At 61.1% G+C, this 12,301-nt stretch carries 12 protein-coding genes; 9 read left to right on the top strand and 3 right to left on the bottom strand.

All coding sequences use genetic code 11. The features are described from left to right. Window positions 1-129 precede the first annotated feature (129 nt). The gene (locus CFII68_RS02660; RefSeq protein ID WP_018613251.1) at window positions 130-513 is read right to left on the bottom strand and encodes a DUF6124 family protein; all 384 of its coding nucleotides are present in this window, start codon (window positions 511-513) and stop codon (window positions 130-132) included. Window positions 514-1,001: 488 nt separating this feature from the next. Here CFII68_RS02660 and oscA point away from each other — a divergent pair, with 488 nt between their 5' ends. The 8 genes from oscA to CFII68_RS02700 all read left to right on the top strand — a co-directional run bounded on the left by oscA (window position 1,002) and on the right by CFII68_RS02700 (window position 9,585). Next, entirely contained in the window at window positions 1,002-1,184 is a 183-nt protein-coding gene (gene oscA / locus CFII68_RS02665; RefSeq protein WP_018613250.1) for a sulfur starvation response protein OscA, read from the top strand. 133 nt (window positions 1,185-1,317) lie between these two features. Further along, window positions 1,318-2,331, top strand: a complete 1,014-nt coding sequence (locus CFII68_RS02670; RefSeq protein WP_018613248.1) for a sulfate ABC transporter substrate-binding protein — start codon at window positions 1,318-1,320, stop codon at window positions 2,329-2,331. 177 nt (window positions 2,332-2,508) lie between these two features. After that, window positions 2,509-3,327: a sulfate ABC transporter permease subunit CysT gene (cysT, locus tag CFII68_RS02675; protein WP_013692011.1), complete on the top strand. Its 819-nt coding sequence runs from the start codon at window positions 2,509-2,511 to the stop codon at window positions 3,325-3,327. A 12-nt stretch (window positions 3,328-3,339) separates the two neighbouring features. Then, the gene (gene cysW / locus CFII68_RS02680; RefSeq protein ID WP_003196505.1) at window positions 3,340-4,209 is read left to right on the top strand and encodes a sulfate ABC transporter permease subunit CysW; all 870 of its coding nucleotides are present in this window, start codon (window positions 3,340-3,342) and stop codon (window positions 4,207-4,209) included. Between the two features lie 3 nt (window positions 4,210-4,212). Then, window positions 4,213-5,202 carry a sulfate/molybdate ABC transporter ATP-binding protein gene (locus CFII68_RS02685; protein WP_018613244.1) on the top strand — a complete coding sequence of 330 codons (990 nt, stop codon included), beginning with the start codon at window positions 4,213-4,215 and terminating at the stop codon, window positions 5,200-5,202. A 287-nt stretch (window positions 5,203-5,489) separates the two neighbouring features. Then, entirely contained in the window at window positions 5,490-6,851 is a 1,362-nt protein-coding gene (locus tag CFII68_RS02690) for a hypothetical protein (protein ID WP_018613242.1), read from the top strand. Then, window positions 6,848-7,360 carry a hypothetical protein gene (locus CFII68_RS02695; protein WP_018613240.1) on the top strand — a complete coding sequence of 171 codons (513 nt, stop codon included), beginning with the start codon at window positions 6,848-6,850 and terminating at the stop codon, window positions 7,358-7,360. Before CFII68_RS02690 ends, CFII68_RS02695 begins: the two co-directional genes overlap by 4 nt. Next, the gene (locus CFII68_RS02700; protein WP_018613238.1) at window positions 7,357-9,585 is read left to right on the top strand and encodes a GMC family oxidoreductase; all 2,229 of its coding nucleotides are present in this window, start codon (window positions 7,357-7,359) and stop codon (window positions 9,583-9,585) included. Before CFII68_RS02695 ends, CFII68_RS02700 begins: the two co-directional genes overlap by 4 nt. 169 nt (window positions 9,586-9,754) lie before the next feature. On the opposite strand, the gene CFII68_RS02705 is transcribed toward CFII68_RS02700, so the two are convergent. Beyond that, window positions 9,755-10,279: a DUF962 domain-containing protein gene (locus CFII68_RS02705; protein ID WP_014335950.1), complete on the bottom strand. Its 525-nt coding sequence runs from the start codon at window positions 10,277-10,279 to the stop codon at window positions 9,755-9,757. 87 nt (window positions 10,280-10,366) lie between these two features. Here CFII68_RS02705 and CFII68_RS02710 point away from each other — a divergent pair, with 87 nt between their 5' ends. Further along, the gene (locus CFII68_RS02710) at window positions 10,367-11,053 is read left to right on the top strand and encodes a Crp/Fnr family transcriptional regulator (RefSeq protein WP_018613235.1); all 687 of its coding nucleotides are present in this window, start codon (window positions 10,367-10,369) and stop codon (window positions 11,051-11,053) included. Window positions 11,054-11,234: 181 nt separating this feature from the next. Here the strand turns inward: CFII68_RS02710 and CFII68_RS02715 are convergent, their stop codons facing one another. Beyond that, the gene (locus tag CFII68_RS02715) at window positions 11,235-12,239 is read right to left on the bottom strand and encodes an AraC family transcriptional regulator (RefSeq protein WP_018613233.1); all 1,005 of its coding nucleotides are present in this window, start codon (window positions 12,237-12,239) and stop codon (window positions 11,235-11,237) included. Between the last annotated feature and the right edge of the window lie 62 nt (window positions 12,240-12,301).

The raw sequence follows: 12,301 nt of genomic DNA, 5'->3' as shown, positions 1-12,301 counted from the left end.
GTAGCCCCGTACCATAGAATCTCCCACAGTTGTTTTGGGTTGACTGTGGTATCCGCGACAACCCAATTCCCCCTGTGGGAGCGAGCCTGCTCGCGATGGCGCCGGTTCAGCTTGCATCAATGCAAAGCTCTACCCCTTGGCACCAGGCGCCGCCATCTCCTTGGTTTCCAAATGATCCAACGCCCGCTCAACCAACAACTGCACCCCATCGGCCATGCGACTGATCGCCAGGGCGACACAGCGGCGTGAGTCATCCACGTCGTCAGCCAGGTCGGCGGCGATGGTGCTGATGGAGAGCAGGTCTTCGGAAGCGTTGGCCAGCAAGGTTTCGGTGTCGATGTGGGGGGCGACGATGAACAGCTTGGTGCTGTCGGGTTCTGGCGGTGAGGCGGGCTTGGGGTTGAGGTAGTAGTCGAGGGCGCGGGTGGCGGCGTCATCGAGCTTTTTTTCTTCCTGCGCTTGGACGCGGGATTTGTGGCCGTTTTGCGGCGGATTCGGAGTTGCTTTGAACATAGTTGTACTCCGAAGTTTTCAGGAGCCAACACCGCTTCGCTTGCACAGTCGAGAGAGGTGGCAACTGTACGTAGGTGTGCAAGACCGGTCCGGTACCGCCGGCAGGCCCGAAGGCCTCCCACGCACAATTGCCATAACGATTCGCGAGCATAAAAAAATGCTCGGTCAATAGCCATAAGCAATTGCGTACCAGTCCGGACTTGCACGTCCGTATCACCGTTTTTTGCGATGACGAACCAAGGTTAGCGGTGCAAAACCAGGGTGCCTAGTTCATGCACACCCCTACGTCTTGAAGGAAATCTCCGAGGATTTGGCAGGTAAAAAGCCCCCAATCACCCCTGCCGTAGGACGTCGGCTACTTTATGTAATTTTGGTTATATAAAAATTCTTAAATAGTCTTTTTAAGAATATCCGCCTTTATCTAGTATTGCTCCCACGCCGCAAGCAGTGCCGCCCACTGCCAGGCATTCATTCAAAGGAGCAGCAGCATGAGCGCATCTCTACGTAGCGTTGACGGCCAGGACGAAGCAACCATCTTGCGCGAGATCCAGAGCGCGTTGCGCGATCTACGCTTTGGGGCAGTGGAAATCACCGTGCACAACGCGCAGGTGGTCCAGATCGAGCGCAAGGAAAAATTCCGGCTGCAACAACCCAGTCATAAGTCGTCTTGAAAAAACAAAAGATCGCAGCCTTCGGCAGCTCCTACGGGGGCTGAGTGTAGGAGCTGCCGAAGGCTGCGATCTTTTCTACCCGTCACTCGATATTCAGAAGCCATAAGAAACCAGAATTCCAGGAGCTTTCACCATGTCGTCCATTCGTCGTTATGCCCTGGCCGCGCTGGCCAGTGCTGTTTTTGCCGGTTCCGCCGTCGCCAAGGATTACGAGCTGCTTAACGTGTCCTACGACCCGACGCGTGAGCTTTATCAGGATTACAACGCCGAATTCGCCAGTTTCTGGAAGAAAGCGCACCCGGACGACAGCGTGAAGATCCAGCAGTCCCACGGTGGTTCGGGCAAGCAAGGTCGGGCGGTGATCGATGGTCTGCGGGCCGACGTGGTGACCCTGGCCCTGGCCGGCGACATCGATGAAATCGCCAAGCTGGGCAAGTCCCTGCCGGCGGACTGGCAAACACGCCTGCCGGAAGCCAGCACGCCCTACACGTCCACCATCGTGTTCCTGGTGCGCAAGGGCAACCCCAAGGGCATCAAGGATTGGGGCGACCTGATCAAGAATGACGTGTCGGTCATCACTCCGAATCCGAAGACTTCCGGCGGTGCCCGCTGGAACTTCCTCGCCGCCTGGGCCTACGGCCTGAAGGCCAACGGCGGTGACGAAGCCAAGGCCAAGGAATACGTGCAGGCGCTGTTCAAGCACGTGCCGATCCTCGACACCGGTGCCCGTGGCTCGACGATTACCTTCGTCAACAACGGTCAGGGCGACGTGTTGCTGGCCTGGGAAAACGAAGCCTTCCTGGCGCTGAAAGAGGACGGCGGCGCGGACAAGTTCGACATCGTCGTACCGTCGTTGTCGATCCTCGCCGAACCGCCCGTGGCGGTGGTGGACAAGAACGCCGAGAAGAAGGGCAACCTGGAGATTGCCGAAGCCTACCTCAAGCACCTGTACAGCCCGGCCGGCCAGGAAATCGCCGCGAAAAACTACTATCGCCCGCGTGACAAGGACGTGGCCGCCAAGTACGCCCGGCAATTTCCGAAGGTGGAGCTGGTGACCATCGACAAGGACTTCGGCGGCTGGAAAAGCGCCCAGCCGAAATTCTTCAACGATGGCGGCGTGTTCGACCAGATCTATCAGGCGCAGTAAGCTGAAACAAAGCTAAAGCCAGACACCGAATTTGTGGTGAGGGGATTTTGTGGGAGCAAGGCTTGCCCGCGATGGATGCGATGCGGTCCTTCAGAAACCGAGTCGCCTCTATCGCGGGCAAGCCTTGCTCCCACCCAGTCTTGCTTCCATGTTTAGTGTTTTTAACCAAGGACCTATATGTCGCGTCGCATATCCCCCGTCATACCCGGCTTCGGGCTGACGCTGGGCTACACCCTGGTGTACCTCAGTCTGATTGTGCTCATACCCCTGGCGGCGATGTTTGTGCATGCCGCCCAACTCACCTGGGAACAGTTCTGGGCGATCATTTCGGCGCCGCGGGTGCTGGCGGCCTTGAAACTCAGTTTCGGCACCGCGCTGTACGCCGCGATCATCAACGGCGTGATCGGTACGCTGTTGGCCTGGGTGCTGGTGCGCTACACCTTTCCCGGCCGCAAGATCATCGACGCGATGATCGACCTGCCGTTCGCCCTGCCCACCGCCGTGGCCGGTATTGCCCTGACGGCCTTGTATGCGCCGACCGGCCTGGTCGGCCAGTTCGCCACCGACCTGGGCTTCAAGATCGCTTATACGCCGCTGGGCATCACCCTGGCGCTGACCTTCGTGACGCTGCCGTTCGTGGTGCGCACGGTGCAGCCGGTGCTGGCCGATATTCCCCGTGAAGTCGAAGAAGCCGCCGCTTGCCTCGGCGCCAAGCCATGGCAGGTGTTCCGCCACATCCTGGTGCCGGCGTTGTTGCCGGCCTGGTTGACCGGCTTCGCCCTGGCGTTTGCCCGTGGCGTGGGCGAGTACGGTTCGGTGATTTTCATCGCCGGCAACATGCCGATGAAAACCGAGATCCTGCCGCTGCTGATCATGGTCAAGCTCGACCAATACGACTACACCGGCGCCACCTCCATCGGCGTGCTGATGCTGGTGGTTTCCTTCGTCCTGTTGCTGCTGATCAACCTGTTGCAGCGGCGCATCGAAACCCCATAAGGAGGCGCGAACATGTCCCAATCGTCTATTTCCGCGGCCTCCACCAACGCCGCCCGCCGCGGCAGTGCGACGTCGCGGCGCGTGTTGATCGGTCTTGGTTGGCTGATTTTTGCGCTGTTTCTGCTGTTGCCGCTGTTCATCGTGGTATCCCAGGGCCTGAAGCTCGGGCTGGGGGCGTTCTTCACGGCGATCTTTGAACCCGACGCACTGTCGGCGTTGAAACTCACGGTGGTTGCGGTGCTGATCTCGGTGCCGCTGAACCTGGTGTTCGGCGTCAGTGCCGCGTGGTGCGTGAGCAAATATTCATTCCGTGGCAAGAGCATGCTGGTGACGCTGATCGACCTGCCGTTCTCGGTGTCGCCGGTGATCGCCGGTCTTGTCTACGTGCTGATGTTCGGCGCCCAGGGCCTGTTCGGGCCGTGGCTGTCGGATCACGACATCCAGATCGTGTTCGCGCTGCCGGGCATCGTCCTGGCGACCATCTTCGTCACTGTACCGTTCGTGGCCCGTGAGCTGATCCCGCTGATGCAGGAACAAGGCACCCAGGAAGAAGAGGCCGCGCGCCTGCTCGGCGCCAATGGCTGGCAGATGTTCTGGCATGTCACTGTGCCGAACATCAAGTGGGGCCTGATCTATGGCGTGGTGCTGTGTACCGCCCGGGCCATGGGTGAGTTCGGCGCGGTGTCGGTGGTGTCCGGGCACATTCGCGGGGTGACCAACACCCTGCCGCTGCACGTCGAGATCCTCTACAACGAATACAACCACGTGGCCGCGTTCGCTGTGGCGAGCCTGTTGCTGATCCTGGCGCTCTTCATCCTGCTGCTCAAGCAGTGGAGCGAAAACCGAATCAACCGCCTGCGCGCCAGCGCCGCGGAGGAATAAGTCATGTCGATCGAAGTCCGTAACGTCAGCAAGAATTTCAACGCGTTCAGGGCCCTGGACGAGATCAGCCTGGATATCCAGAGCGGCGAGTTGGTGGCGCTGCTGGGCCCGTCGGGCTGCGGCAAGACCACTCTGCTGCGGATCATCGCCGGCCTCGAGACCCCGGACCAAGGCAGCATCGTGTTCCACGGCGAGGACGTGTCCGGCCACGACGTGCGCGATCGCAACGTCGGTTTCGTGTTCCAGCACTACGCCTTGTTCCGACACATGACGGTGTTCGACAACGTGGCCTTCGGCTTGCGCATGAAGCCCAAGCACCAGCGTCCGAACGAAAGCCAGATCGCGACCAAGGTTCATGAGCTGTTGAACATGGTGCAACTGGATTGGCTCGCCGACCGTTACCCGGAGCAGCTGTCCGGCGGCCAGCGCCAGCGCATCGCCCTGGCCCGCGCCCTGGCGGTGGAGCCCAAGGTACTGCTGCTGGATGAGCCGTTCGGTGCCCTCGATGCCAAGGTCCGCAAGGAACTGCGCCGCTGGCTGGCGCGGCTGCACGAGGACATCAACCTGACCTCGGTGTTCGTGACCCATGACCAGGAAGAGGCCATGGAAGTCGCTGATCGGATCGTGGTGATGAACAAAGGCGTGATCGAGCAGATCGGCTCGCCGGGCGATGTCTACGAAAACCCGGCCAGCGACTTTGTGTATCACTTCCTCGGCGACTCGAACCGCCTGCACTTGGGTGAGGACCGGCATGTGCTGTTCCGCCCTCACGAAGTCTCGCTGTCGCGCTCGGAGCTGGAAGACCACCACGCCGCCGAAGTGCGCGACATCCGTCCGCTCGGCGCCACCACTCGGGTGACCCTGAAGGTGGAAGGCCAGAGCGAGCTGATCGAAGCGGAAGTGGTGAAGGACCATGACAGCCTGGTGGGGTTGGCGAAGGGCGAGACGCTGTTCTTCAAGCCCAAGGTCTGGCAGAAGGTCGCCAACCTCTAAAAGCAAAAAGCATCGTCGGAACGCCGCCCGGAGCAAGCTCGCTCCCACAGGGGGATTTGTGTGTGACGCAGATCCATTGTGGGAGCGAGCCTGCTCGCGATGGCGTCCTCACTGACACCCCGATCCGAATCTGAATAACCCCGCCCACCCTTGTTTCGATTGGTTCTACGCCAACACCTTTTCCCCGCCCAAACCCTACCTAGACTCTGACAGGCCAGGAGGCAAGTGAGAGTCCATGACGGACCGGTGTTATCTCTCCTGGTGCCCTGATGCCAAGGAGAGAAAACATGAGAGTGGAAGTCAGTCGGCATGGCCCGCTTGGCTGTGCATTGTTAGGCGTCTTGCTGGCTCCGGCCGCCAGCGGCGCCCCTTCGTTGTCCCCCCAGATACCCTTCGATGTCACCGTGACCACCCCGGTTTCACTGGTCAGCCTGCAAGCCAATTTCGATGAGCTGTCGTGGCAGACCTTCATTGCTCTGAACTGGCCAGCGCTGGATAACGGCGATCCCAATACCGGCACCTCCATCGGCAAGCAGGATGGCGCCACGGTGTGGGAAAGCTGGAAAGAGAGCTACCAGATTTTCCGCGCCAAGGGCCAGGCCCCGCTGCCCTGGAACGCCCCGGCGACCCTGCCTGAAGCGTGCAAGTCGCTCAAGCCCGGTCGCTTGTTGCAGCAAATGGGCAAGGTGCCCGATGTGCTGGATGAATTTATCCAGCCCTTCGAGAGCGGCCCGTTGGTGGACCAGAACGGCACCTACACGCGCAACGAAATCGTGGTCAACCAATCTATGTTCAACGGGATCGTCGATAACGGCCTGTACAGCATCGAAGGCCAGCAGAAATTTTTTGCCGCCAATGCGAACAACACCGTGGCGTTCAGTTGTGGCTCCACCAAAACCCAACAGGTCGGTGCGGTGATGGTGAAGGCGTCGTGGAAAGTGCTGGGCCCCCACGACAATCGGCAGGATTTTCACACCGTCGACGCGCTGGTCTACACCCCGGGGAACAACGACCCCAGCCATGGGCCGATTGTCGCGGAGTCGTGCGTGTCCGAGCCGGTCGGGTTGGTGGGATTGCACATGGTCCATAAGACCACCAGCGCGGCGCAATGGGTCTGGTCAACGTTTGAGCATGTAAAAAACGTGCCGGAAAAAACCACGCCCGTTGCCCAGCGGACGGGGCCTTATCTGTTCTACAACGCAGCCAGCACAAGCGACATCAACCAGCCGCCGCCACGGCCATGGAACCCAGCGGTCAAGGCTACTCCCTCGCAGATCGTGCGCGACGTGCCGCTCACCGAGGCCACCAGAAAACTGAACGCTACGTATCAAGAGCTGTTGCGTAAGGTGAACCAGCAGAGCGTCTGGGCGAACTATCAACTGATCAGTACCCAGTGGCCCTCGGACCCACCCAAGAACTGCCAGATATCGGCCGCCAACCCGCTGGGCAGTCCGGCGCCGTTGTTCCTGGCCAACGCCACGCTGGAGACCTACATCCAGGGCACTGTGCCCCAGGCGTCTTCCAGTTGCATGGCGTGCCACGGCAATGCGGCCACCCATGTCACCGAATCGGCACGCACCAGCTTTGCGGATTTCACCTATTTGCTCGAACGCGCACAGTCCACCAGTGGACAAGGAGCCAAGCAATGAGCAGCAATCTGGATAATTTCGTAGGCCTGTCATCGGCCCTGATTGGCATCTCGGCCGATCGTCTGGCACCGCAGATCGACCAGGTCGGTTTGCCGCCGATCTTTCTCGATTACGTCACTGCGCGAGTTCCTTCCGATGTGCTCAACGCGCTCTTGACTCAATACGCCACGCTGGCGGCGGACCATGTACCGTCCGACCAGATCGCCCAGCAGATACTGAAGTTCAACATGCAACCGACGATTCCACACACCGTGCTACTTGCGCGCTCGATCATGAAATTGTGGTTGTTGGGCGTCTGGTATCAACCGTTCGATATGGCGCCTTTCAAGAAAGATGATTCGGCGGTGGTGTCCGATCAGGCCTACGTCAACAGCTGGGCCTGGAAGATCGCCCAGGCCCACCCGATGGGCTACAGCGAATCGTTTTTTGGGTATTGGAACAGCGCGCCCTCCAGCCTTGAAGATTTGACCGGCGTATCCGCTAACGGACAGCAAGGAGCGTTGTCATGAGTACCGAAAAAGCCGAAGTGGTGATCGTTGGCGCAGGTCTGGCCGGTAGCATCATTGCCTATCAGTTGGGCATGGCCGGTATTGATGTGCTGGTACTCGAGTCGGGGCCGGAGATACCGGTCAATCGTGCCCAGTATCTGGAGCGTTTTTATACCGCGACACTGAAAACCCCTGAGTCCCCTTATCCCCCAAGCACGACACTGGACCCACATCTCAAGGGGCCGGCCGAACTGAACGCGCCACGGGCGACCATTGCCGATCTGCTCAATGGCAACTGGAACAACCCTGCGGTCAGCTACTTGGTCCAAAAAAGCCGGGTGCCCTTTGCAAGCACTTACGAACGGGTGGGTGGCGGCACGACATGGCATTGGGTCGGAACCTGTCTGCGCATGGTGCCGAACGATTTTCGCCTGCGGTCCAAGTATGGTGTCGGGGTTGACTGGCCAATAGGGTATGACGATCTGCAAAGCGCCTACTGCCGGGCGGAAGCGGAAATCGGTGTGTCGGCCAACGTCGCCGACCAAGCCTATCTGGGCATGACCTTTCCTGAGGGTTATGCATTCCCGATGCGCAGCATTCCGTTGTCGCTGGTCGATGGCAGCTTTGTCACGGCTGTCACGGGGAAGACGTTCGATAGCTTGCCGCTGGTGGTCAGCCCGACGCCGGCCGGGCGCAACTCTCAACCTTATGCCGGTCGCCGGGTATGCGCCGGCAATACCAACTGCACGCCGATCTGCCCGATCCAGGCCAAGTACGACGCCACCGTGACCATGAACAAGGCCTTGGCCACGGGCAAGGTGCGAGTGCTTTATCGAACCGTGGCCAGCAAAGTAACCGTGGGCACTGATAGCAACGTCAATGGCATCGAGTTCAAGCAATATCAATTGGAAGATGGCCCCGTCACTGGAACCGGCGTGGCAATAGGACAACGTTATGTGATCGCCGCCCATGCGATCGAAACACCGAAGCTGCTACTGCAATCCGGCGTGGCCAACAGCAGCGGGCACGTGGGGCGCCACCTGGCTGACCATCCCATTTATCTGGCGTGGGGGTTGATGCCCGAGGGCAAGGCGATTTTCCCCTACCGGGGACCGCTATCGACGGCCGGCATCGAAAGCCTGCGCGATGGTGCCTTTCGCAGCGATCGTGCGGCGTGGCGTATCGAGATTGGCAACGAAGGTTGGAACTGGCCGGCCGGTGATCCCTACACCACGGTCGCTGACTTTATCGATGGGAAGAACAATGGCGGCGCCAACCCGAGCAATCAATTGCTATCCGGAACGGCGTTGGTACGAAAGCTCAACGACGTCTTCACCCGCCAGTTCCGGATCGGTTTCCTGGTTGAGCAGGTCGAGGAGGATTCCGACCTCTCGGAATGCCAGGTCGTGGCCTCGACCAAATTCGAGAAGGATCCCGACCACCCGCAATGCTACATCGTGCCCTCGGCCGAATACACGGACCGGCTCGGCATCCCGCGACCGGAAATCCACTACGGCCTGTCCGAGTACACCAAGAAGGGTTTCCAGCAGGCGAAAGTACTGGCGACGCATATCATCGAGAACCTGCTCGGTGCCCAGGAGTTGACGCACATCATCGAACCTGGACGTTTTACCTACGAAGGCGTGCCCTACAGCTTCCAGGGCGCCGGCCACCTGATGGGGACCTATCGCATGGGTGATGACCCCACCAAGTCCGTCGTGGACAAGTACCAGCGCAGTTGGGATCACAAGAACCTGTTCCTGGTGGGCGATGGCGTGTTCCCCAGCACCGGCACCTCGAACCCGAGCCTGACGATTGCGGCGCTGTCGTTCCAGGCCGGGGATACGCTGGCCAATGACCTGCGGGTGGTGACGATGCAGGTCCAATCCAACATCGCCTGGCAGGGCACTGGCGTGCTGGTCAACGGGTTGGTACCGCGCCTGGTGCGCTACGTCAGCGGGCTATGGTGTGCCAGTCCGCAGGGCGGCAATGTCGATGGAAATGGCGGTTCGAGGCACATCGACTACAGCAGCTATGCCTTGCCCGGTGCCGCCGAAGGTGCCTTGATCGGTCGCGTGGGCGATGGTGGCAAGCCGTTCCTGGTGGGGGATCTGGGGCAGGTTCCGGGCGACCAGCAAGGCGAACTGCAACTGTGCATCAACGATGACCTGACCGGGCAGTACGGGTCTGGCTTGAAAGATAACACCGGCGCGCTGACGATACGGGTCGAGTTTGGTGCGCTGTAACTTGAGCGCTAAGGCCTAACTTTTGTGGGAGCGGGCTTGTGGGAGCAAGGCTTGCCCGCGATGCAAACACCTCGGTGTAGCTGATCGACCGAGGCGATGCCATCGCGGGCAAGCCTTGCTCCCACAGGTTCGCTCCAACAAGGGGGGCAGGCGGGGTATTGCGTTGTTTTCAGGCGGCCGAGCGCTGGTTGCGCAAGGCTACCGGACCGGCGCGCTCTTCGATGGCTCGCTTCAGTTCGCCGCGAAGCCCCAGCAGGAAGCCCGCTTCCACCACCACAAACAGCGGCCCGACAATCAGTCCGGTGAGGTCGTCGACGAACGCCGGCTTGCGGCCTTCGTAGTAGTGGCCGACAAACTGGATCACCCAGCCCACCACGAACATCCCCAGGCCACTGCCCAGCCACACCAGGGTACTTTGCGCGGCGAGCACCTGGCCCAGCCATAGCGCCAGGCCCAGCAGCACCGTCATCAGCGCCCCCAGGCGCAACTCCAGGCGCAGGTAGAACCAGGCACTGGCCACCGCTACCAGCAGCGCCGGTGACACCAGCACCGCGCCCACTGGCCAGCCGGGCCGTGACAGCAGCACGGCGACGGCAACGAAGATCAGCGGGATACCGATGAAATGGCTGGCGATGTTGCGCGGGTCGCGGTGATAGGCAGCGTATTGACTGAGATGATCGACGAGGCTTTTCATTGTTGTTCCTCCTGAGGTGATGCCTGCATGATGCCCAGGTACCACAAGGCGTTCTGTCAGTTAGCCGACACTTGTCCCGGAGTTTCCATGAATTCGCATCCCTGGCACTCGCACCTGATGGCCAGCCACTGGTACAGCCATCTGCCTGCTGAGTTACAGAATAGTCTGCTGGGCATGGCGCGGGTGCGCCGCCTGCCGCCGGGGCATCGGCTGTTCCAGCGCGGCGACCCACCGTGTGGGCTGTATGCCGTGCTGGAAGGCGCGGTGCGCGTCGGTGCGGTGAACGAACAGGGCAAGGAGGCATTGCTGAGCGTGGTGGAGGCGCCCCACTGGTTCGGTGAAATCTGCCTGTTCGATGGCCAGCCGCGCACTCATGATGCGGTGGTTGTCGGTCAATGTACGCTGCTGCATGTGCCCCAGGCGCCGTTGCTGGCATTGCTGCAAGAGCAGCCGATCTACTGGCGGCACCTGGCATTGTTGATGAGCCACAAACTGCGCCTGACCTTCATCAACCTCGAACACCTGAGCCTGATGCCCGCCCCGGCCCGCGTGGCCCACCGCCTGCTGCTGATCGCCGAAGGCTACGGCGAAATCGAACCGCCGCGGCGGGTCCTGCAACTGCCCCAGGAACAACTGGCGCTGATGCTCGCGCTGTCACGCCAGACCACCAACCAGATCCTCAAGGACCTGCAGGCCCAGGGCATCCTGCACCTGGGTTACGGCGAGATCGAAATCCTCGACATCGAGCGGTTGCGGGCCCTGACCACAACCTGAGGTCCGGCCCAGTATCTGTGGGAGCGGGCTTGCTCGCGAAAGCGGTGGGTCTGTTGGCTGGGATGTTGACTGTGCTGCCGTCTTCGCGAGCAAGCCCGCTCCCACAGAATTTGTGTGCACCCCGGATAAAATGTGGGAGCGAGCTTGCTCGCGATAGGGCCAGTGCAACAAACCCAAATCCCTAGCGCAACCCATCCCGAAACTGCCCCGGCGTCATCCCGGTCCAGCGCTTGAAGGCGCGGCTGAAGCTGCTGGCATCGGCAAAACCCAACAGATAGCTGACTTCGCTCAGCGAGCAGTTTGGATCCCGCAGGTGCAGCAGCGCCAGATTCTCCCGGCACTCGTTGAGCAGTGTGTCGAAGCGGCAGCCTTCGTCGGCCAGGTGCCGTTGCAGGCTGCGCAGGCTCAGGTGCATGGCCTGGGCGATGCGTTCGGCGCTGGGCTCGCCTTCGGGCAGTTGGGCCTCGATGGCCGCGCGTACCTTGCGTTCCCAGGTCAGTGGCTTGAGCTGGGCGAGGGTGCGTTCGAGCACCGTTTCGTTGTGTTCGGCCAGTTCCGGGTTGGCGTCGTCCAGGTGGCTGTCGAAGTCGCTGAGGTTGAACTCCAGGCAATCCTGGTCGGCGCCGAAATGCACCGGCGAGCGGAACACCTTGTGCCAGGGGCTGGGGTCCGCCGGTTCCGGGCGCCGCAGGTACACCGCCAGCGGTGCGTAATCACGGCCGAGGCGGTTGCGACAGGTGCGCACGTAAATCGCCGTGAACGCGTCGATGGCTTCGAAGGCTGGCGCCGGTCGGCCCGGCGGCACCTCGAGACTGAAGCGGTAGCGGTCTTCGCCCCGGTTCAATTGCAGGGTCAGCGCATCGCTGACCACCGGGTGATAGCGCACGATCCGCTCGAATACTTCCCGCAGGCTGCCGCTGGCCACCAAGGCATAACCCAGCGCGTGAAACGTGGTGGGGCTGACGAAGCGCGACACCCGCAGGCCGATGGCCGGGTCGCCGCTGGCCTGTACGGCCAATGCCCACAAACGCGTGGTGGCCGACAGCGGGTAACGGGCGTTCGGGTCGTCCATCCATTGCGGGTCGAGGCCGGCTTCTACGCACAAGGCATGGCTGTCCAGGCCCAGCGCATCGAGCTGTTTGCGCAGGGCGCGGGTCCAGCTGGCGAGGGAGGTCGGTTCAGTCATGACGATTGGCGCTTGCGGTCAACAGGTTGGCGTTTACGGCTACCACCCCAGGGGACAACGCC

Source organism: Pseudomonas sp. CFII68 (genome assembly GCF_000416195.1).
Taxonomy (GTDB): Bacteria; Pseudomonadota; Gammaproteobacteria; order Pseudomonadales; family Pseudomonadaceae; genus Aquipseudomonas; species Aquipseudomonas kilonensis.
Note: the sequence above shows the minus strand (reverse complement) of the source record. Positions and strands in the feature narration are given on the sequence as shown.